Here is a 20,555-nt window from a genome sequence, read left to right on the forward strand (position 1 = left end):
TGGCCCCTCGCCGGAGGTGCCACCGCCGGAAGGGGGCTCGACAGATCCGCACCGGCGCGGCCGGCGCCCGGTCCTGCTCATCGTCGGGCTGGCGCTGTTCGCCATCGCGACCGGCCTGTTCTTCCTGGGCAGACAGGCCGATCAGGCCCAGCAGCAGGAGGCGGTCCGCCTCCAGCCGGCCGCCGCGATCGCCCCCGATCCGTTCACCCCGTCCGTGGCCGGGCCGGTTCCCGCGCTCCGGGCCGTACCCCCGCCCCCGGCCCCCTCCCCGGAATCCGGAAAAGTGCGGGTGGCCGGCCACTACGGCAGCGAACCGGGGCTGTTCGGCGGCACCGTAAAGGCCTCCACCTGTGACGCCCGCCGCCTGGCGAACCTCCTGCTCCGGGACCCGCACAAGAGCCAGGCGTGGGCCGGGACGCTGGGCCTGACGACCGCGGACCTCCGCCCGTACCTCACCGGGCTCACCCCCGCCGTGGTGATCGTGGACACCCGGGTCACCGGCCACCACTACCGCGAGGGCCGGGCAAGGCCCCACCAGGCGGTGCTTCAGGCGGGTACGGCCGTCCTGCTGGACCGGTACGGCGTGCCGCGGGTGCGCTGTGCCACCGGCGATCCGTTGCGTCCGCCTGCCGCGGTCACCAAGAAGGTCGTCTACACGGGGCGGAGCTGGCGCGGCTTCCAGGCCGGCGGCACGGTCCGGGTGCTGCCCGCCCACCAGCCCCTGGACGCCCTGGTGCTCACCGATGTCGTGACCGGCGAGCGATTCATCCGGCCGGTGGGCGGCACCGGCGCCACGGACCGGAACGTGGCCGGAACGCCCGTCAGTTCAGGGCCGCTCGGGACGGTCGCCGCCGTGCCGGTCGCCGCCGTGGGGCACACGGTGACCGGCCTGCCGCTGTCCGTACTCGCGGGGAAGGCATGGCGCGCCGCGGAAGCCCCCTGGACGTGCTGCGGGAACGGGCGACCCGAGAGGGAGGAGTCATCATGACGGTTCCACCGGATACCGCGAATCTGACGCCGGAGCAGTTGCAGACCGCGCGGCTGGCGGCGCAGGACATGGCGCACCTGGGCTCGCAGGGAATGGACAGCCTGTCCGCCAACCTCAGCAGTGCGCTGAGTGCCGCCCGGAACCAGATGGCGAGGTCCCACACGCTGTGGAATGCACTGGAGGAGCAGCTCAACCTGGCCCTGACCCCGGAGGCGCGCCGCGCGATCATCGACCGGCAGGACGAGGCGAGGAGGCTCTTCTCGAACGCCAAGGCCGCGGTCGACAACATCCACAACAGCCAGCAGGTGCTCCAGCAGGTGAGGCAGGCCGGGGCCGCAGCCGCGGAAGTGGTGACCGGGGAGATCGCCCAGGCTCCGGTATCGCTCGGGCAGCGCCTCTGGAACATGGTTCCGCAGTGGCTCCAGCGTCTCGGGCCGCCGGTGCGCGACGCGGCGGCGCAGGTGACGGAGAAGATCGTGCGCGCGGGCCGGCAGAGCCTGACGGCCCTCGGCAACGGCATCTCGTACGTGTGGAACACGGTCTGGCCCCCTGTCAGGGACAACGCACGGACGGTCCTGTCCGCGGTGGGAACGGTCCTCCGGGCGGCGAGATCGGGTGTCGGCACGCTCGTCACCACGGTCATCCGGGGCTCCCTCGGGGGCGTGCCCGGGATCGTCGTGGCCCTCGGGGCGCTCGCGCTGGTGGGTGCCGGGGCCTATGCGTGGAGCGCCTACAACACACCCGACCCGCCCAGGCCACCGACCGTGCCGGGCCCGCAGGAACCGGGTCCCGGACACCCGCCTCCGCAGGCCCCGCCACCGGAAGCGCCGCCCCCTGAGGCACCGCCTCCCGAGGCCCCGCCACCCGAAGCGCCCCCTCCTGAGGCTCCGCCCCCTGAGGCGCCCCCTCCCGGGGAGCCGCCCCCTGAGGCACCGCCTCCTGAGGCCCCGCCACCGGAAGCGCCCCCTCCTGAAGCACCGCCGCCCGAGGAGCCCCCTCCGGAAGCGCCGCCCCCCGTGGAGCCCCCGCCGCCGGTCGAGCCGCCGCAGCCGGTTGAGCCCCCGCCGCCGGTGCATCCGCCGCACCCGGCGCCCTAGTTGTTCCGCCTCGGCAGCCGACAGGCAGGTACGGCGCGCCACCGCGGCGGCACACCGACGACGTCACCCGGCACGCCGTCCGGCCGGCCCCGCCTCCTCCGGGCCCGTCCGGATGGCTCTGCGACCGCATCAGGGTGAATACCCGTTATCCCGCCACCCGGGGCCGGTAAGGAAGCTGCGACACCCAAGGGGGGCCGAAGCAAAGGAGTACGCCACGATGCGTACCAGACTGGCCGCCGGCGTCGTCGGCGCCGCAGCCCTGCTGACGCTCCTCGGCGGCAACGTCGCCGCGGCCGACGGCAAGGACCATGTCGCACAGGCGAAGGACACCCCGGGGCAGGCGCACGACAGCTCGCCGTGGATGCACGACACCCCGGTCCGGACGAACGACCGGCCCGGCCGGCTGCACGACCGCCGCGAAGGGCGCTACGACCGCCGGGAGGGCCGCTACGAGCGCCCCGGACGGTTCCGCGACAACCCGCTGCGGCTGACCACCTGCGCCCTCGGCACGGCGCTGGGATCGCTCACCGGCAGCTCGGACGACTGCATGGGCGACCGGTTCGGCCACGGCTACCGGGACTGACGGCTCGGGCTGACACGGGGAAGCCCGTCACCGCCGCGGGCTTCCCTGCCGGTCCTCTCCCGGACCCCGCGGTTCCGCCCGCCCCACGACCATCCCCGCCCGGTCGATGCAGATGACATCGACCGCGACCGGCGCGCCCCGCAGCACGGCCAGCGACTCGTCCCGCGCCGTCGCCGCCACCAGATCCCCCAGCGGGACCCCCGCCGCGGTGCACAACTGGAGTGCCGCCAGGCCCGTGTTGGCCTCCGCGACCGCCTCCGCCAGCGCCTCGTCCGCGCCGCCCCGCCGGGCGAGCTCCGCCAGGAAGCCCTTGTCCACCTGGGACCGCGCCGAGTGCAGATCCAGATGCCCGGCCGCGAGCTTGGACAGCTTGGCGAACCCGCCGCAGATGGTGAGCCGCTCCACGGGGTGACGCCGGATGTACTTCAGCACCGCCCCCGCGAAGTCGCCCATGTCCAGCAGCGCGTCCTCGGGCAGATGGTGCAGGGCGACGGCCACCTTCTCCGACGTCGACCCCGTACACCCGGCCACATGCCGCCGGCCGGCCGCCCGCGCCACGTCCACCCCCCGCCGGATGGAGTCGATCCACGCCGAGCAGGAGTACGGCACCACGATCCCGGTGGTCCCCAGGATCGACAGCCCGCCCAGGATCCCCAGCCGCGGATTCCAGGTGCTCCGGGCGATCTCCTCCCCGTGATCGACCGAGATCTCCACCTCGACATCGGCCGTCGCCCCCGTACCGCCGTGGCGCGCGGCGACCTCGGCCAGATGCTCCCGCATCAGCTGCCGCGGCACGGGATTGATCGCCGGCTCCCCCACCTCCAGCGGCAGCCCGGGCCGCGTCACCGTCCCGACGCCCGGCCCGGCCTTGAAGACGACGCCCGAGCCCGCGGGCAGCGCCCGGACGGTGGCCCGGACGAGCGCCCCGTGGGTGACGTCCGGATCGTCGCCCGCGTCCTTGACGACCCCCGCCATGGCCGTCGTCCGCCCCGGCGCCAGCTCCTCCACCGCCAGGGCGAAGGACGGCGTCTGCCCCTTCGGCAGCGTGATCGTCACGGGATCGGGGAACTCGCCGGTCAGCAGTGCCGTGTACGCGGCCGTGCTCGCCGCCGTCGCACAGGCACCGGTCGTCCAGCCGGGCCGCAGCCCGGTGTGCGCGAGCTGCGCACTACGCCCGCCCGCGGCCTTGCCCGTACCCTGCGGCCCCGTACCCTGCGGTTGCGCTTCAGCCACGGAGGAACCCACATCCCATGCCCGACGCAGCTCGCCCGCCACGCCATGTACTGATCCTCGGAGGTACCACGGAGGCCCGCCGCCTGGCCGCCGCCCTGGTGCCGGGGGCCGCCGGGGCGCCGGAGCCCGCCGAGGGGGCGGAGCACGTCCCGTCGCCGGAGCCCGCCCAGGCGCCGGAGCCGGTCCTGCGCGTGACGACCTCGCTCGCCGGCCGGGTCGCCGCGCCACGGCTGCCCGCCGGGGAGGTACGCATCGGCGGGTTCGGCGGCCCCGAGGGCCTCGCCCGCTGGCTGCGCGAGCACGCGGTGGACGCGCTCATCGACGCCACCCATCCTTTCGCCGACACGATCAGTCACAATGCGGCCTTGGCCGCCGCCACCGCCCATGTTCCCCTGCTGGTCCTCCGCCGGCCCGGCTGGGTGCCGGGACCCGGCGACAACTGGCACCAGGTCACCTCCCTGGACGAGGCCGCCGCCGCCCTCCCCGCCCTCGGCAGCCGCATCTTCCTCACCACCGGCCGCATGGGCCTTGCCCACTTCGCCCACCTCACCGACCCCTGGTTCCTGGTCCGCTCCGTCGACGCCCCCGAGCCTCCGCATCCGCCCCGTATGGAGGTGCTGCTCGACCGGGGCCCCTTCACGGTGGAGGGCGAGCGCGCACTGCTCCGCGCCCACCGCATCGACGTCCTCGTGACGAAGGACAGCGGCGCCGCCGCGACCGCCGCCAAGCTGACGGCGGCCCGGGAGGCCGGGATCCCGGTAGTGGTCGTACGGCGCCCCCCGGTGCCCGACGGGGTGCCGGTGGCGGAAGGCCCGGAGGCGGCGGCGGAATGGGTACGGGGGCTATTCAGCGCGGCCGATTCACACTGAGCCGATTGGCTTCCCGGACCCTTTCCACTAATTCCTCCCGACGCTTCGCGGATTCCTCTTTCGCCTCCTCGCTGCCGGCCTCGCGGGCGGCGGAGGGCCCGGCCGTCTCCTCACTCACGTGACGCACTTCCCCACTGCCTCCGCGAGCCGTCGCGCGAGCTGCGGCGTACATCGCCCGAGGTCCACCAGCGGCCGCGGGAAGTCCCCCACCAGCGACACCCCGTCCAGGGCCAGGGACGGCAAGGTGATGCCGGCCCCCTTCAGCGCCGCCCGCAGCTCGTCCCGCGCCTGCTCGGCATCCCTGATCCTCCCGGCCGCCGGAGACCGCTCCGCCATTCCCATTCCTCTTCTCCGTTCGAGTCCTGACTGGCCCGTCAAGGCCCTTTCCCAGTCCTGGAGTTGTCACTCCGGGCCGCTCTCGAAAGGGAGTTGGCGTTGTCGTCGACACGGGCAACAGGGGGTTCGGTGAATGGTCGAAAACAATTCCGAGGAGGACGCGGGCTCGGCCCGCTGGGTCCTCGCCTGCGAACTCCGGCGGTTACGGGAGTCGTCCGGCAGATCACTGGCCCAGCTGGCCGACGAGGCCAACTACGACCGCACGTACCTGCACCGCCTGGAGAACGGCGAACGTCTCAGCCTGAAGGAGGGGCGGCTCGGCTGAGTCAGCCGCTAGGGTACGGGTACGTACCCGTACCCTAGCGGTGGGAGAAAGGAGCACGAGGATGTCCGACGCCAATGTCCGCATCCCCGAGGAGGCCAGGGACCGGCTCGCCGCGATCGCGGCCGCCGAGGGCCTCTCGCTGCGCGCCTACCTGGCGCGCCTGGCCGAGACCCTGCTGACACCGGCTGAGCGCGCTGAGCGCGCGGCAAAGGCGCTCGCGGCGCTGAAGAGTTGGAACGGGTATGCCCCCACTTCGACCCAGCAGCAGGACCTGGACAGTGAGCTCGACCGGCGTCTGGCCCAGGTGACCGGCCGATGAGCGACGCCCTGCACATTGTCCTGGACGACACCGCGATGATCGCCGCCGGCCAGGGCAACGTCCTCGCCTCCCGCCTCATTCACCGTGCCCACGCCGAACCCGGCTGGTACCTCTACGCACCGACGTGCGCACTCGTCGAAGCCGATCGCGTACGACCTGGCACGGCCGAGCACCTCGCTGCCCTACCCGGCGTCACCGTCTTGGACCTGGATCTGCCCGCAGCCTTGGCCTTAGCGGGTCAGGAGACCTGGGCCGCGGCCCACAGTCACCACGCAGCCCAGCCCACGCCCGACCGTCCCGACGGAGCGATCGTCGCCACCACCTCCCCGAAACGGTGGCACGGGGAGTCGGTCCGCGTCCTGGATCTCAACGCCTGACCGCGCCTTTCGACCCTTCGACGCATATCTTTCGGGGCTACCCGGGGCCGCCCCGCCGACGGGTCGCCGCCACGATCACGAAGGTGACGCTGATCAGCAGCGCCCAGGAGCCGAACTTTTCCAGGGCGACGGGTTGCCACCCGTGGAGCTGGTGCGGGTAGCGCCATGCGCCCAGGTAGGTGGCGATGTTCTCGGCCAGCCACAAGAAGAAGCCGATCAGCGCGAAGGACAGCGCCAGCGGCATGCGGTAGCGCGCCTTCCCCACACTGAACCGCACCCATGTGCCTCCGGTGACCGCAACGAGCAGCGCGGCGAGCGGCCAGCGCAGGTCGGGCAGCCAGTGGTGACTGAAGAAGTTCACGTAGATGGCCACGGCCAGCGCCGTGGTGGCGCGGGGGCGGTAGCGGACGAGTTCCAGGTCCATCAGCTGCCATGCGCGGCAGACGTAGCTGCCTACCGCGGCATAGAGGAATCCCCCGTACAGCGGCACGCCCCCGAACTTGAACACCGCGGGCTCCGGATAGCTCCAGGAGCCGAGCGAGACCTTCACCAGCTCGAAGGCCAGCCCGATCGCGTGACACACGGCGATGACCAGGACATCCCTGCTGCTCTCCCACCCGCGTAGGCGGAACACCAGCGTCAGCAGCAGTCCGTAGACGAGCAACAGGTCGTACCTGGCCACCGGCAACTGCGGCAGCACGGTGGACAGCGCGACCCCCGCGAGCAGCGCGACGGCGAACGCGCAGCTGCTCGTCTGAAGCCGGGTGAAGATCAGTAGTTGCTGTACGCGGGCCGGATTCGCGTGCATGTTGCCGAAGACGCGTCTGTGACGGGAGGGGTTGCAAAAGGGCTGCTGGAGGCGCGGTCCGGCGCCGGCCCCACGCCCGGACGGGGCCCCGGCACCTCTCATGGCGCGAGCCGGAGCCCCTACCTGGCCGGTCGGCTCACCCCTCCGGATACCGCCGCGGTGTCCACACGACCTCTGTCCCGTCCTCACGCCGTACGGCCTGGGTCTGGGACGAGCCGACGATGAGGAGGGTCCGCATGTCGACCTGGGTGGGGTCGAGGTCGGCGAGGCGGACGGTGCGGACCGACTCCTCGGGGCCGCCGATGTCGCGGGCCAGGATGACGGGGGTGTCGGGGGCGCGGTGTTCCAGGAGGAGTTCGCGGGTCTTGCCGACCTGCCAGGTGCGGCTGCGGGAGCCGGGGTTGTAGAGGGCGAGGACCAGGTCGGCGCCGGCCGCGGCATGCAGGCGTTCGGCGATGACCTCCCAGGGCTTGAGGCGGTCGGAGAGGGAGATGACCGCGTAGTCGTGGCCGAGCGGGGCGCCGGCGCGGGCGGCGGCCGCGTTGGCGGCGGTGACGCCCGGGAGGACCCGTACGGGGATGGCCCGGTAGGGGGACTGGCAGGCGACCTCCAGGACGGCGGTGGCCATCGCGAAGATGCCCGGGTCGCCGCCGGAGACCACGGCCACCCGGCGGCCGCGCCGGGCCAGGTCGAGGGCGAGTTCGGCGCGTTCCGACTCGACCTTGTTGTCGGAGGCGTGGCGGCGCTGGCCGGGACGCAGCGGGACGCGGTCCAGGTAGGTGGTGTAGCCGACGAGGTCCTCGGCGGCCGCCAGGGCGCCACGGGACTCCGGCGTCAGCCAGAGCGGACCGGCCGGACCGGTGCCGACGACCACGACCTCGCCGGGGTGGGGGGAGGGCTCCGCCTCACGGGGGGAGGGGGCCACAGCGGCGGTGCCGGACGGTTCGTCGGCCGTGGGCGTTGGCGTGGCCTCAGCCGTGGCGGCGGCCGTGGTCGTAGCCGAGTCCGGGGCCGTAGTCGTGGCCGCGCCAGTAGTCGTACCCGCGGCAGTGGCCGTACCCGCGGCCGTCGTGCCCGCCGGTGGCAGGTCCGCGATGCGGCTCGGTACGACGCTGACGGAGAAGTACGGGACCGTCTCCGCGTCGATGTCCGCCAGCCGCTCCGTGCGTTCGCCGGACATCGTCGCGCGCTCGACGTAGTGGGCCTCCGGGAGGCGGCCGGCGCGTTCCATGGCGCGGCGGACGGTGGGGAAGGTGCGGCCCAGCTTCATGACGACGGCGGTGTCGGTCGAGGTCAGGCGGGCGGTCAGTTCCTCCTCCGGGAGCGTGCCGGGGAGGATCGTCAGGACCTCGTCGGCCTCGGCGAGCGGCTTGCCCAGGCGGGCCGCGGCGGCGCTGATGGAGGTGACGCCGGGGATGACCTCGGTGGGATAGCGGTGGGCCAGCCGCTTGTGCATGTGCTGGTAGGAGCCGTAGAAGAGCGGGTCGCCCTCGGAGATGACGGCGACCGTGCGGCCGGCGTCGAGGTGCGCGGCGAGGCGGGCCGCCGCGGTCTCGTAGAACTCGTCCAGCGCGCCCCGGTAGCCGCCGGGGTGATCGGTCGACTCCGTGGTGACCGGGTAGATCAGCGCTTCCTCGATGTGGTCGGCGCGGAGGTGCTTTGCGGCGATGGAGCGCGCGATGGAGCGTCCGTGCCGGGCGCTGTGGTAGGCGATGACGTCGGCCTCGGCGATGACCTCAACCGCCCGGACCGTCATGAGGGACGGGTCGCCGGGGCCGAGGCCCACACCGTAGAGGCGACCGGTCAGCTGCTGCTCGCTCACGCTCACTCTTCCTCGCTTGCCAGGGCGTTGATCGCGGCGGCGGCCATGGCGCTGCCGCCCCGGCGCCCGCGCACGACGATGTGGTCCAGCTCCGACGGGTGGGCGATCAGCGCGTCCTTGGACTCCGCGGCGCCGATGAAGCCGACGGGTATGCCGATGACGGCGGCGGGGCGGGGTGCGCCCTCCTCGATCATTTCGAGGAACCGGAAGAGGGCGGTCGGGGCGTTGCCGAACGCGACCACCGCGCCTTCCATCCGGTCCCGCCACAGCTCCAGGGCGGCGGCGCTGCGGGTCGTCCCCATCCGGGCGGCCAGGTCCGGCACCGACGGGTCGGCGAGGGTGCACAGCACCTCGTTGTCGGCCGGCAGCCGCTTACGGGTGACGCCGCTGGCCACCATGTTGGCGTCGCAGAGGATCGGCGCACCGGCGCGCAGCGCCTCGCGGGCGCGGGCCACCACCTCGGGGGTGAAGGCGAGATCGCGTACCAGGTCGACCATGCCGCAGGCGTGGATCATCCGGACCGCGACCCGGCTGACGTCGGCGGGCAGGCCGCCGAGGTCCGCCTCGGCGCGGATGGTGGCGAAGGACTGGCGATAGATCGCCGCACCGTCCTTCTCGTAGTCGAACGCGGTCACTGTGGCCTCGGGTTTGTCGGGTACGGGACGGTTCTGGAGGTGGGGCATGGCGCTGTGGTTCGGGGGTGGTTCATGAGGTGGGGCCTGGCGCTGTGGGTCGGGCGGTTCTGGGGTGGGGCAGGGGCCTCTGGGCCGGCGCTTCATGAGGTGGGGCAGGGGGCGCCGGGGGGTGCTGCCGGGGCGGGTGGGGTCTTCGGCCGGACGACCGATACCCGGTAGCCGTCCGCCGTCGCCAGCACATCGACCCAGGCGCCGTGCGGGTGCCCACAGCGCCGCTCACATCCGGACCAGTACACGGGGAGGTGGTGGAGGGGGGCTGAGTTGTCCGGTCCCGGCTCCAGTCCCGGCTGCGGCTTCGGTCCCGGCCCCGGCTCCGGATTCGGCTTCGGCCCCGGCTCCGGTTCCGTCCCTGGCCCCCGCTCTGGTTTGCCGGGGAGGTGGACGGGATCGGGGCAGGTGTCGGGGTCGGATACGGATACGGATACGGATACGGGGGTGGGGACGGGACTCCCCGCCGTGACCGCGGCCGTGGCGTCGGCCCGTACATCGGTAAGGGATTTGGCGCAGCCGGGGCGGCCGGTGCAGGCCCCGATGCGGTGCCAGGGGGAGTCAGGTTCGGTGATCAGCCCGGCGGCGGCCAGCTCACGCAGACGGGCGGCCGCCGCGTCGGCGGACAGCCCCGGGATGACGATGCCGCGCCAGGGAGTGAGCCGGAGAACGCCGTCTCCGTCCGCCGCGGCGACGGCGACCAGCAGCCGCCACTGCGCAACGGACAGCCGCCCCAGCGGCGCGAGGACCGAGAGCGCGTGCGCTCCGTCGCCGCCCTCGATGATGCCGGGGGCGGAGGAGTCGGCGTAGGGAGTGGGGGTGGATGCCTCGTTGGCGGCGGGCGCCTCGGCCACGGCCTTGGTGCTGGGCGCGGCCTCAGTGCCGGCCCCAGCCACCTGCGCCGCAGCAGCCACGTCCGCCGCCCCGACCACATCCGTGGCCCCGGCCACAAGCACACACTCAACCCCCGCCCCCCGCAGCCGCTCCGCGACCGCCCGGGCCGTCAGGCCATGTCCGGCCGGGAGTTCGCGCACCCGCCAGGCGCCGCTCGCCTCGGCGGCGGAGAGGAATGCCTCGGCGGCGGTGAGGGCGGCGCGTGGGGCGTCGGGGCCGGCGATCCGCAGGGCCGCCGGGTCGTCGCCGACCCGCAGCAGGGCACTGCCTCCGGGCCGGGCCGGTTGTCCGGTCCCGGACCGGTCCCCGTGGTCCGCCGGTGCCTCGGTCCCGGCCGGTTCTGCGACCAAGCTCACATCGCCGCCGAGCGCCGCCACATCGCCCCGGCCGTCGTCCAGGACGAAGAGGAAACGGCCCGACAGCGCGGTCGCGGACTCGCTCGTGCAGAGCAGTCCGTCCAGCTCACGAGCCCACAACCGCACGTCAGAAGGGGTGTGCCGGTCCAGTCCGGCCAGGGGGGAGGCGAGGATGTTGCGGATGCGTTCGTGGCGCTCGGAGGGCAGCAGACCGGCGTCGCGCAGCAGGGCGGCGAGCCGGCCGCCGCAGTCGTCCGGGAGGCCGCGGAGTTCCGCGTTGCCGCGGGAGGTGAGGGAGAGATGGCCGTCCCCGAGCCGGTCCGCGGCATCGGCCAGCGCCTCGGCCTGACGTACCGTCAAGTCTCCGGCGGGCAGTCGCACTCGGGCGAGGTGTCCGTCGGCGGCGGAGTGCAGCCGCAGCGCTCCCGGGCAGGCGTCACCGCGGTCCCGTATGGGCGGTTCGGACCCGTGGGGCCGTGTCGAGGGGGAGGGCGGCATGGCCGCGAGCATACCCACGGAGGTGGGTGGCCCATCCGGGCCGGATCCGGCCAAGCTCGCGGCCCGATCCGCGTACGGAGGCGCACGCCCCCGTACCGATACGGCAGGTCCGGAGGCCCGCTTACCTCGCTCGGCCGCAGCCCTTACTATGCAGGTCGGTGGGTCGGACGGCCCGCCGACGCCAGCGACGGCGCAGGGCCTTACGGCCCCAGGGAGGAAGCCCGGTGTGAATCCGGCGCGGTCCCGCCACTGTGAACCCGGCAGCTGCCGGGTGAGCCAGGAACTCCCGCCGTCCATACGACCACCCGGGGCGCGGATACCCCGAGGAAGGCCTGCGCCCGCATGCTTCTGCTGCTGTCGACCTCCGACACCGACCTGCTCAGTGCCCGCGCGGCCACGGGTCCCGTGCCGTATCGGCTCGCCAACCCCGCCCGCCTCGACGTCGCCGAACTCCCCGCGCTGCTGGAGGGCACCGACCTCGTCGTCGTGCGTCTCCTCGGCGGCATCCGCGCCTGGGAGGAGGGCCTGGAGGTGCTGCTCGCCGAGGACCAGCACCGGCCGGTCGTCGTGCTCACCGGTGAACAGGCCCCCGACGCCCAGCTCATGGAGCAGTCCACGGTCCCGGTCGGCATCGCGGCCGAGGCGCACGCCTATCTCGCGCACGGCGGCCCCGCCAACCTCGACCAGCTCGCCCGCTTCCTCTCCGACACGGTGCTGCTGACCGGCCATGGCTTCGAGCCGCCGGAGCCCGCTCCGTCCTGGGGCCCGCTGGACTGGGAAGGGCGCAACGAGACCGGCCCGCTGGTCGCCGTGCTCTACTACCGCGCCCACCACATGAGCGGCAACACCGCTTTCGTACGGACCCTGTGCGAGCAGATCGAGGAGGCCGGGGGGCGCGCCCGGCCGCTGTTCGTGGCCTCCCTCCGCGCCCCCGAGCCGGAGCTGATCGAGGCGCTGGGGAGCGCCGACGCCCTGGTCACCACGGTCCTCGCGGCGGGCGGCAGCAAGCCCGCCGAGGCCTCCGCGGGCGGCGACGACGAGTCCTGGGACGCGGGCGCGCTGGCCGCCCTGGACGTGCCGATCCTTCAGGCCCTGTGCCTGACCGGGCCGCGCAGCGCCTGGGAGGAGAACGACGAGGGGCTCTCGCCGCTGGACGCCGCCTCGCAGATCGCGGTCCCCGAGTTCGACGGCCGGCTGATCACCGTCCCGTTCTCCTTCAAGGAGGTCGACGAGGACGGACTGCCGGTCTACGTCGCCGACCCCGAGCGCGCCGCCCGGGTCGCCGGGATCGCCGTCCGGCACGCCCGGCTGCGCCACATCCCGGCCGCGGAGAAGCGCCTCGCGCTGGTGCTGTCCGCCTACCCGACCAAGCACTCCCGCATCGGCAACGCGGTCGGGCTGGACACCCCGGCCAGTGCCGTGGCCCTGCTGCGCCGCCTCCGGGCGGACGGCTACGACTTCGGTGACGAGACCGCCGAGCCGGTCCCGGGCCTGGAGTCCGGCGACGGTGACGAGCTGATCTACGCCCTCATCGAGGCCGGCGGCCACGACCAGGAGTGGCTCACCGAGGAACAGCTCGCCCGTAACCCGGTCCGCATTCCGGCCGCCGACTACAAGCGCTGGTACGCCACGCTGCCGCAGGAACTCCGGGACTCCGTCGAGCAGCACTGGGGGCCGCCGCCCGGTGAGATGTTCGTCGACCGCAGCCGGAACCCCGACGGCGACATCGTGCTGGCCGCGCTGCGCCGCGGCAATCTCCTGATCCTCATCCAGCCGCCGCGCGGCTTCGGCGAGAACCCGATCGCGATCTACCACGACCCCGATCTGCCGCCCTCGCACCACTACTTGGCGGCGTACCGCTGGATCGCGGCCTCTGCCGACGACGGCGGTTTCGGCGCGGACGCCATGGTCCACCTGGGCAAGCACGGCAACCTGGAGTGGCTGCCCGGCAAGAACGCGGGCCTGTCCGCGGCCTGCGGCCCCGACGCCGCCCTCGGCGACCTGCCGCTCATCTACCCCTTCCTGGTCAACGACCCCGGCGAGGGCACCCAGGCCAAGCGCCGGGTGCACGCCACCCTCGTCGACCACCTCGTCCCGCCGATGGCCCGCGCCGAGTCCTACGGCGACATCGCGCGCCTGGAACAGCTCCTCGATGAGTACGCGGCCATCTCCGCGATGGACCCGGCCAAGCTGCCCGCGATCCGCGCCCAGATCTGGACGCTGATCCAGGCCGCCAAGCTCGACCACGACCTGGGGATGGACGAACGCCCCGACGACGACGGCTTTGACGACTTCCTGCTGCACGTCGACGGCTGGCTGTGCGAGGTCAAGGACGCCCAGATCCGCGACGGACTCCATGTGCTGGGCGGCGCGCCGACCGGCGAGGCACGGGTCAACCTCGTCCTGTCCATCCTGCGCGCCCGCCAGATCTGGGGCGGTACGTCCGCCCTGCCCGGTCTGCGGGAGGCGCTCGGACTGGACGAGTCCGCGGCCACCCGCACGACCGCCGACGAGGCGGAGGCCACCGCCCGCGCCCTGGTGCAGGCGATGGAGGACGCGGACTGGGACCCGGCAGCGGTGGCCAAGACCGCCGAGGGGCACCCGGCCGCGGTCGCCGACATCCTCGACTTCGCCGCCCGCCAGGTCGTACCGCGTCTCGCCGCCACCACCGACGAGATCGACCACGCCGTGCACGCCCTCAACGGCGGCTTCGTCCCGGCCGGCCCCTCCGGCTCCCCGCTCCGTGGCCTGGTCAACGTGCTGCCGACGGGCCGCAACTTCTACTCCGTCGACCCCAAGGCCGTGCCCTCCCGCCTCGCCTGGGAGACCGGCCAGGCCCTCGCCGACTCCCTGCTGACGCGCTACCGCGACGACAACGGCGACTGGCCGCAGTCCGTCGGCCTGTCGCTGTGGGGCACCAGCGCCATGCGGACGTCCGGCGACGACGTGGCGGAGGCGCTGGCGCTGCTGGGTGTCCGACCCGTCTGGGATGACGCCTCGCGCCGGGTCAACGGGCTGGAGCCGATCCCCCTCGCTGAGCTCGGCCGCCCCCGTATCGATGTCACGCTGCGCATCTCCGGCTTCTTCCGGGACGCCTTCCCGCATGTCATCGGCCTGCTGGACGACGCCGTACGGCTCGCCGCCGGACTGGACGAGCCGGCCGCGGAGAACTTCGTCCGCGCCCACACCCAGGCCGACCTCGCCGACCACGGCGACGAGCGCCGCGCCACCACCCGCATCTTCGGCTCCCGCCCGGGGACGTACGGTGCGGGTCTGCTCCAGCTGATCGACTCCCGTGACTGGCGCACCGACGCCGACCTGGCCGAGGTCTACACGGTCTGGGGCGGCTACGCCTACGGCCGCGGGCTGGAGGGCCGGCCGGCCCGCTCCGAGATGGAGACCGCCTACAAGCGCATCGCGGTCGCCGCCAAGAACACCGACACCCGCGAGCACGACATCGCGGACTCCGACGACTACTTCCAGTACCACGGCGGCATGGTCGCCACCGTCAAGGCGCTCAAGGGCAAGGCCCCCGAGGCGTACATCGGTGACTCCACCCGCCCGGAGACGGTCCGCACCCGCACCCTGGTCGAGGAGACCTCCCGGGTCTTCCGCGCCCGGGTGGTCAACCCCCGCTGGATCGAGGCGATGCGCCGCCACGGCTACAAGGGCGCCTTTGAACTCGCCGCCACCGTGGACTACTTGTTCGGCTACGACGCCACCACGGGCGTCGTCGCCGACTGGATGTACGACAAGCTCGCCCAGACCTACGTCCTCGACCCCGAGAACCGGGCCTTCCTGGAGGAGGCGAACCCCTGGGCCCTGCACGGGATCGCCGAACGCCTCCTGGAGGCGGAATCCCGCGGCATGTGGGAGAAGCCGGACGCCGAGACGCTGGCGGCGCTGCGCCAGGCCTTCCTGGAGACCGAAGGGGAGCTGGAGGGCGAGGACTGACCCACGGCGGGGCGGGCCGACCGTGGCCCGCCCCGGCGGAAGGCCGCGGCCGGCCACGACGTGTGGCTGCGGCCGGGGTCCGGCAGCTGACCGGCGCGGGGGCCGGCCGTCGGACCGGACCGCCGGCTCCGTCAGGCGGCCTTCGCGGTGATGTCCCCGTTGCTGGTGGTCAGCTCCAGGCGGTAGCGGGCCGCCGGGTCCTGGGCGATGCCTATGTGCTCCTCCCCGTTGCTGGTCTCGGCGGCGACCCGGTACGGGCCCTTCGGCAGTTGCAGCCTGATGGCGCCGTTGGAGGTCTTCGCGCGGACGTTCTGCGCGGTGGCGGGGGTGAGGTCGATATCCCCGTTGGACGTCTCGGCCGCGATCTGCGCGCCCGACAGCCCGCGTCCGGTGATCCGGCCATTGGTGGTCCGGGCATCGACCGCGCCGCTCACCCCGTCCAGCTGGATGTCCCCTGAGCTGGTGGTCAGCTTCACCGGGCCCACCTTGGCCAGCTCCACCGCACCGGACGAGGTCTTCCCGCTCACCGGGATACCGGCCGGCAGCTCGACCGTGTAGTCCACGGTGCAGTTGCGGCCGCAGCCGGAGAGCACCAGCACACCGTCCTTGACGTGGTGGGTGGCGCCCTGTGGCCGGTCGCCGTGGTACGAGACCGCGCGGTGGACCGAGACCGTGCCGCCGCCCTTGCCGCCGTGCACCGTGAGCCCGCCCGAGCCGGTGTCCAGCCGGACGGACGTGATCTTCTTCGAGACCGTGGCGTCGTCCTTGAAGGTCTTTCCGGGCAGCAGCCCACAGGCGCTGAGGCCCCCCGCCCCGATGCCGGCCAAGGCGACGACGCCGATGAAACGGACCCGCTTACGCATGAACTCCCCCGGAAAAAGTCGCTGGTTGGCGAGGTGCGGGCCCCTGCCCCGCGAGCTTCCCCGCTATGTCGAGGCTATGGCCGCGATCGAGCCCGGACCATGAGGAAAACCCCCGGATCGTGGTGTGGAGAGCCCCAGGTGCGACCCGCGGGCGCCGGTGCGACGATTTTTGTGGGGGTGGTTCCTGTGCTGCTCATGGGGTGGACGAGGAGGCTTCCGGTGACTGCCACGAAGACATGGAACGCCGAGATCAGCATCACCGAGACCGACAGCGAGGTCAGAGCCGAGGCCAGGCTGCGCGGCAAGGAAGGCGGGCAGATGGTCGGCCAGGGAGCGGCTCGCTGCAATCCCGCCGATGAGAACGTCCCGGCCATCGGCGACGAGCTGGCGGTGGCACGGGCGATGTCGGACCTCAGCCATCAGCTGCTCCAGCGGGCCGCGCACGACATCGAAGTGCACACGGCCCGGCCGGTGGAACGGCTGCGCGCCTGAGCCCTCGGCACATCGGGCGCCGTCCGGCAGACCGGCCGGCGTCCCGCCGGCATGCCGCCACGCACCCGGAGACGCACCCCCTGCCGGCAGAGCCTGACGCCCACCGCCCGCCGTTCTTGTAATGGTTGAATGTATTTGATCCATGACCGCACGCTGGCGGACATGGCACGAATCCCAGATGCGCAGTGTGAACCGTGGTGGTGTCCCGCATGCGGCCTGTCCTCCGAATCCTGCCGACCGATATCCGAACACCTCACGTCCGAGGGAATGGTGCGGTACCTGTGGTGCCACACCGCTGGATGGCTCATCGCCTGCTCCGACGTTCAGCTGATCCATGTGAGCCCGGAGGGAGAGCGCCACACCGTGGACGGTGGGGTTCCGTAACGCCCGGGCAGGTCCCGTGAAGCAGAATCACTACGGCCGTCTCGGGGCCGTGCTGTCGGCCGACCTGATCAATCTGCCCGAGATGAGCGCGGCGAGCGTGCAGCGCTTGCTGGAGGCGCATGACATCCGTCGCCCGGCGGTCGGCGATGCCGAAGTGGAGGGCTTCCGAAGCTGGCGGGACCAACTGGCCCGCGTTTTCGGCTCCACCGATGCCGCCGAGCAGTGCTCAGCCGTGAACGACCTGCTGGTGGCGGCGACCATCCGTCCCTGGGTGACCACCCATGACGGCCTCCAGCCCCATCTTCACTTCGTCCCCGACTCCGCCGACGTGATCTCCAGGGTCAAGGCGGTCACCGCCGGCGGCCTTGCCTTCGTCCTGTGCTGGGAAGGAGGAGCAAGGCTCGGGCGATGCCTGCGCGCCGAGTGCTCCCGCGCCTATGTGGACACGTCCAGGAACGGCCGGCGGCGGTACTGCACGGCACGCTGCGGGAACACCGAAGCGGTGATGCGCCATCGTTCCCGGCAGCCGGGGGGCAAGCGCTAGGGGGGCTCTCCGATCTCCGTGGGCCTGCGCAGATCAAGAGACACCCCCAGCGGCCCTTCCGTTTTCCTAGGGCGTGCCCGTTCCCTAGGGCGTGCCCGCCGCGAAGTCCGGGCCGACCGTCAGGGTCACCGCGCCCGGAGCCGCGTCGGCGGATTCCTTCGCCTTGATACCGGGGAGGCGGCCCACGAGGACCGCGCTCCGGTCCTTGAGGGCGGGCGGGTAGGTGAGTGTGGTCTTGTCCGTCGCCGGGGCGTTGCCGGTGGCGATGACCGTGAAGCCGAATTTACGCAGCTGCTCGGCGGCGGCCGCCGCCCGGCCGGGGGTGCCGGTGCCGTTGAGCACCCGGACCTGCACGGAACGGGCGGTCACCGGATTCTTGGCGGCCTCGGCGAGCTTCTTCTTCCCGGCGGCGCCGATCTCCCGGTCGTGCGCGAGGTCGCTGAACAGCCCGCCGGCCTGCGGGTATTGCCAGACGACATTGGCCTTGTCGGTGGGGACGTCGGCCTCGCGGGAGTAGTTGGGGACGGTCAGGAAGGTGAGGCGGTCGCTGGGGATGTCCTTGACCGTCGCGGCCAGGTCGTACAGCGGCTTGAGGCCGGCCAGGTCCTTGTCGGTGGTGATGGACTCGGTGGCCGCCTTGAGGAAGTCATAGAGCTCGCCGGGGCTGGTGAGCTTGGACTGCGCCTTGGCGCCGAGCGCCTTCATGAACTCCTGCTGGCGGCCGATGCGGCCGAGGTCGGAGCCGTCGCCGACGCTGTAGCGGGTGCGGACGTAGCCGAGCGCCTTCTCGTCCCGGACGTTCTGGCAGCCCGCCTCCATGTCGAGGTGGGCCTTCTTGTCGTGGATGGCGTGTTCGGGGCAGACCTTTATGCCGCCCAGGGCGTTGACCATCCCCTTGAAGCCCTGGAAGTCGACCGAGGTGAAGTGGTCGATCCGCAGCCCGGTGTTCTTCTCGACGGTCTTGATGGTGCAGGCCGCGGCCTTGCGGATATCGCCGGAGTCACCGCCGATCGAGAACGCCTCGTTGATCTTGAAGTGGTGGGGCGACGACTTCGAACCGTTGCCGCGGGTGCAGGCGGGAATCTGCACCCAGGAGTCCCGGGGGAAGGACACCGCGGTGGCCCACTTACGGTTGGCGGCGATGTGCAGCACCATCAGCGTGTCCGACTGCATGGTGGTCAGGTCCCTGCCGTACTTGGCGTTGGCGCCCGCGCGGCTGTCGGAGCCGACGACCAGGACGTTCTTGGAGCCGGGGCTGAGGTTGACCGGCCGGTCGCCGTCCACGCCGATGTCCACACCGCGGATGTTGCCGTCCAGTTCCTGGTAGACCCACGCCCCGACGCCGGCCGTGGCGAGCACCAGGACGCCGAGCACACCGCCGGTCCAGGCGAGGATGCGGCCCCGCCGGGTGATCCGGAGCGTGCCCTTCCGGCCTGCCTTACGGGAGCCCTCCCCGGCCCGGCGGTCGGAGCCGGAGGTTTTACGGCGCGCGCCGGGGACGGACGCGCGAGAGCCGCCGGACGCGCGGGAGTCGTCGCCGGTGGGAGAGGACGAGCCGGGTGCGCCGTCGGCGCCCCCTCGGGCCGTCTGCTGGTGCGTTTTCCTGTCATGCACGCCGATGGCCCTTCTGGTCCTTCTGGTCCTTCTGATGCTGGTGATGCGGGCGGTGCGGTACGGAGGAGGGGGTGATCCCGTCCATGCCCCCGGCTCCGGCCACGACGGTCGGCGGGACCGGCGGCGTCGTCGGGGCGTGGCGGATCAGATACCGGCGCTGGGCAGCAGCAGGATGGACTCGGGGTCGTAACGCCGCCACTGCGGACATGCGCCGGGCAGGGTGCGCAGCCGGCACCACAGCTGGCCGGCGCCGTCCGTCCACCAGGCGTTGATCCGGCCCAACGTCCATCCGCCGTCCGGGTATTGGACCTCCACCGGCTGATAGACCCATCGCACCTCCGCCTCTGGAGGCGGGCAGTCCCTGGTCAGGAGTCCGCACCTCGTCGCCATCTCCCCCTCCGGCCACGCCCGTTGCGTATGTGCGCGCACTCTACCGGCAACATCTACAGCCTTGTAGAAGTTGTCCGATGTGGAGCGTGCACGGTCCGGTGGGCCGTGTCCGGCCCGGTGAGGTCAGGGATCAGTGTGCCCTCAGAGCGGCGTTGCCGCCTTCAGAACGACGAACAGCGCAACCGCTGCGTTGAGCGCGCGGAGCGCGGAGGCGGCCGTGCCCGCCGCGGCGACCGGCGCCGCCCGGCCCACGGCACGGGTGGTCAGCCGCCGGTCGCCGACCACCCGCGCCACCTCCTCGTCCGCCCGGCGCTCGGTGGTGGAAGTGACCGCGGAACGCAGCGGCAGCAGCGGCGGGTTGACGCAGCCGGCCCGGCGTACGACGAGCAGGGGGCGGTGGTGACGGCGGCTCAGATACGCCCGCCCACCGGTCAGCCTCCGCGGGCTTCGTCCGAGGTGTGGTGCCGGCGGGGGGCCGGGCCCGTGCCGGGCTCCATGGGCGCGGCAGGGCGGCCGGTGGTCGCCGGGGCGTCGGCCGGGGCGGGACCGTCGGTCGTGGCGCGGTCGAGGAGCGCGCGCAGCAACTGCTCGTCGTGCGCGGAGAGCGCGGAGACAAAGCTGGTCAGTACGGCGTCCCGGTCCGGTTCGCCGTCCAGTACGCGGCGCATCCGCAGCGCCGCGAGACCGGCCTCGTCGGCGGCCGGGACCCAGACGTACGCGCGGCCGGACCGCTCACGGGTGACGGCCTGTTTGGCGTGCAGCCGGGACAGGATCGTCATCACGGTCGTGTACGCGAGGTCGCCGCCGAGCCGTTCCTGTACCCAGGCCGCGGTGGCCGGGCCCGGCGCCTCGTGCAGCGCGGCCAGCACCTGGGCCTCCAGCTGGCCCTGGCCGCGCCGGCGCGCGCGCTCCCGTCCGGAGCCGTCGCATTCCCCCCGCCCAGGGGATTCCCCACCGTCCGGCGCCTTCCCGAAGGACTTCCCGCCCACTGTCGTCGCCTCCCGTCGCGCCGGGTGTCCCGCCGCCCGGGACCCCGGCATCTTACTGAGCGGCCGAATCCGGGCGGTGGCTCCTCTGGCCCGGAGCCTGCGGCGTCGTTCCCCGGTGCTTTACGTCTACACTTCTG

20 protein-coding genes, 1 pseudogene and 1 riboswitch are annotated in these 20,555 nt (G+C 72.9%); of the genes and pseudogenes, 10 read left to right on the forward strand and 11 right to left on the reverse strand.

Annotation, left to right across the window (positions count from 1 at the left end):
* The first annotated feature begins 16 nt into the window (after window positions 1–16).
* From TU31_RS08340 to TU31_RS08350, 3 genes are all read left to right on the forward strand, one after another.
* Entirely contained in the window at window positions 17–988 is a 972-nt protein-coding gene (locus TU31_RS08340; protein ID WP_052718851.1) for a DUF6777 domain-containing protein, read from the forward strand.
* Window positions 985–2,085 (forward strand): hypothetical protein, encoded by a 1,101-nt coding sequence (locus tag TU31_RS39080; RefSeq protein ID WP_052718852.1) that lies wholly within the window; start codon window positions 985–987, stop codon window positions 2,083–2,085. Before TU31_RS08340 ends, TU31_RS39080 begins: the two co-directional genes overlap by 4 nt.
* Window positions 2,086–2,302: 217 nt before the next feature.
* Window positions 2,303–2,668: a hypothetical protein gene (locus TU31_RS08350; RefSeq protein ID WP_042151261.1), complete on the forward strand. Its 366-nt coding sequence runs from the start codon at window positions 2,303–2,305 to the stop codon at window positions 2,666–2,668.
* Window positions 2,669–2,695: 27 nt separating this feature from the next.
* Here the strand turns inward: TU31_RS08350 and TU31_RS08355 are convergent, their stop codons facing one another.
* Window positions 2,696–3,901: a cobalt-precorrin-5B (C(1))-methyltransferase gene (locus tag TU31_RS08355; RefSeq protein ID WP_042151264.1), complete on the reverse strand. Its 1,206-nt coding sequence runs from the start codon at window positions 3,899–3,901 to the stop codon at window positions 2,696–2,698.
* A 17-nt stretch (window positions 3,902–3,918) separates the two neighbouring features.
* Here TU31_RS08355 and TU31_RS08360 point away from each other — a divergent pair, with 17 nt between their 5' ends.
* On the forward strand, window positions 3,919–4,770 hold the full coding sequence (locus tag TU31_RS08360) for a cobalt-precorrin-6A reductase (RefSeq protein WP_042151268.1): 852 nt from the start codon (window positions 3,919–3,921) through the stop codon (window positions 4,768–4,770).
* Window positions 4,771–4,884: 114 nt separating this feature from the next.
* Here TU31_RS08360 and TU31_RS08365 read toward each other — a convergent pair whose 3' ends face one another.
* A complete protein-coding gene (locus tag TU31_RS08365; protein ID WP_042151270.1) occupies window positions 4,885–5,112 on the reverse strand; it encodes a hypothetical protein in 228 nt (75 codons plus the stop codon).
* Window positions 5,113–5,239: 127 nt separating this feature from the next.
* Between TU31_RS08365 and TU31_RS08370 the strand changes: the two genes are divergently transcribed.
* From TU31_RS08370 to TU31_RS08380, 3 genes are all read left to right on the forward strand, one after another.
* On the forward strand, window positions 5,240–5,431 hold the full coding sequence (locus TU31_RS08370) for a helix-turn-helix domain-containing protein (RefSeq protein WP_052718853.1): 192 nt from the start codon (window positions 5,240–5,242) through the stop codon (window positions 5,429–5,431).
* Window positions 5,432–5,492: 61 nt separating this feature from the next.
* On the forward strand, window positions 5,493–5,750 hold the full coding sequence (locus tag TU31_RS08375; RefSeq protein WP_042151273.1) for a hypothetical protein: 258 nt from the start codon (window positions 5,493–5,495) through the stop codon (window positions 5,748–5,750).
* Window positions 5,747–6,127, forward strand: coding sequence for a hypothetical protein (locus TU31_RS08380; protein ID WP_181018566.1), 381 nt, complete (start codon window positions 5,747–5,749; stop codon window positions 6,125–6,127). Before TU31_RS08375 ends, TU31_RS08380 begins: the two co-directional genes overlap by 4 nt.
* Before the next feature lie 37 nt (window positions 6,128–6,164).
* Here the strand turns inward: TU31_RS08380 and TU31_RS08385 are convergent, their stop codons facing one another.
* The 4 genes from TU31_RS08385 to TU31_RS08400 all read right to left on the reverse strand — a co-directional run bounded on the left by TU31_RS08385 (window position 6,165) and on the right by TU31_RS08400 (window position 11,188).
* Window positions 6,165–6,935, reverse strand: coding sequence for a DUF817 domain-containing protein (locus TU31_RS08385; RefSeq protein WP_042151276.1), 771 nt, complete (start codon window positions 6,933–6,935; stop codon window positions 6,165–6,167).
* Between the two features lie 136 nt (window positions 6,936–7,071).
* Window positions 7,072–8,763 carry a precorrin-2 C(20)-methyltransferase gene (locus TU31_RS08390; RefSeq protein WP_370682709.1) on the reverse strand — a complete coding sequence of 564 codons (1,692 nt, stop codon included), beginning with the start codon at window positions 8,761–8,763 and terminating at the stop codon, window positions 7,072–7,074.
* Window positions 8,760–9,440, reverse strand: a complete 681-nt coding sequence (locus TU31_RS08395) for a precorrin-8X methylmutase (RefSeq protein ID WP_042151278.1) — start codon at window positions 9,438–9,440, stop codon at window positions 8,760–8,762. The genes TU31_RS08390 and TU31_RS08395 overlap by 4 nt, the downstream gene beginning before the upstream one ends.
* A 92-nt stretch (window positions 9,441–9,532) precedes the next feature.
* On the reverse strand, window positions 9,533–11,188 hold the full coding sequence (locus TU31_RS08400) for a ferredoxin-like domain-containing protein (RefSeq protein WP_245698452.1): 1,656 nt from the start codon (window positions 11,186–11,188) through the stop codon (window positions 9,533–9,535).
* Between the two features lie 173 nt (window positions 11,189–11,361).
* Window positions 11,362–11,494: riboswitch (cobalamin riboswitch) on the forward strand.
* Between the two features lie 36 nt (window positions 11,495–11,530).
* Here TU31_RS08400 and cobN point away from each other — a divergent pair.
* A complete protein-coding gene (gene cobN, locus TU31_RS08405; protein ID WP_042151283.1) occupies window positions 11,531–15,142 on the forward strand; it encodes a cobaltochelatase subunit CobN in 3,612 nt (1,203 codons plus the stop codon).
* Between the two features lie 131 nt (window positions 15,143–15,273).
* On the opposite strand, the gene TU31_RS08410 is transcribed toward cobN, so the two are convergent.
* A complete protein-coding gene (locus tag TU31_RS08410) occupies window positions 15,274–16,005 on the reverse strand; it encodes a DUF4097 family beta strand repeat-containing protein (RefSeq protein ID WP_042151286.1) in 732 nt (243 codons plus the stop codon).
* A 219-nt stretch (window positions 16,006–16,224) separates the two neighbouring features.
* Here TU31_RS08410 and TU31_RS08415 point away from each other — a divergent pair, with 219 nt between their 5' ends.
* The gene (locus TU31_RS08415) at window positions 16,225–16,497 is read left to right on the forward strand and encodes a DUF1876 domain-containing protein (protein WP_018092780.1); all 273 of its coding nucleotides are present in this window, start codon (window positions 16,225–16,227) and stop codon (window positions 16,495–16,497) included.
* Window positions 16,498–16,897: 400 nt separating this feature from the next.
* Window positions 16,898–17,425, forward strand: coding sequence for a CGNR zinc finger domain-containing protein (locus TU31_RS08420; RefSeq protein WP_042151289.1), 528 nt, complete (start codon window positions 16,898–16,900; stop codon window positions 17,423–17,425).
* Window positions 17,426–17,509: 84 nt separating this feature from the next.
* Here TU31_RS08420 and TU31_RS08425 read toward each other — a convergent pair whose 3' ends face one another.
* From TU31_RS08425 to TU31_RS08440, 4 genes and pseudogenes are all read right to left on the reverse strand, one after another.
* On the reverse strand, window positions 17,510–18,838 hold the full coding sequence (locus tag TU31_RS08425; protein ID WP_078885649.1) for an LCP family protein: 1,329 nt from the start codon (window positions 18,836–18,838) through the stop codon (window positions 17,510–17,512).
* 345 nt (window positions 18,839–19,183) lie between these two features.
* The gene (locus TU31_RS08430) at window positions 19,184–19,375 is read right to left on the reverse strand and encodes a hypothetical protein (protein WP_042151293.1); all 192 of its coding nucleotides are present in this window, start codon (window positions 19,373–19,375) and stop codon (window positions 19,184–19,186) included.
* 195 nt (window positions 19,376–19,570) lie between these two features.
* Window positions 19,571–19,852 (reverse strand): annotated as a pseudogene (locus TU31_RS36610) (M56 family peptidase); the annotation flags it as partial.
* 8 nt (window positions 19,853–19,860) lie between these two features.
* Window positions 19,861–20,310, reverse strand: a complete 450-nt coding sequence (locus TU31_RS08440; protein WP_045867301.1) for a BlaI/MecI/CopY family transcriptional regulator — start codon at window positions 20,308–20,310, stop codon at window positions 19,861–19,863.
* Window positions 20,311–20,555: the final 245 nt, after the last annotated feature.

Source organism: Streptomyces lydicamycinicus (assembly GCF_000829715.2).
Classification (GTDB): Bacteria; Actinomycetota; Actinomycetes; order Streptomycetales; family Streptomycetaceae; genus Streptomyces; species Streptomyces lydicamycinicus.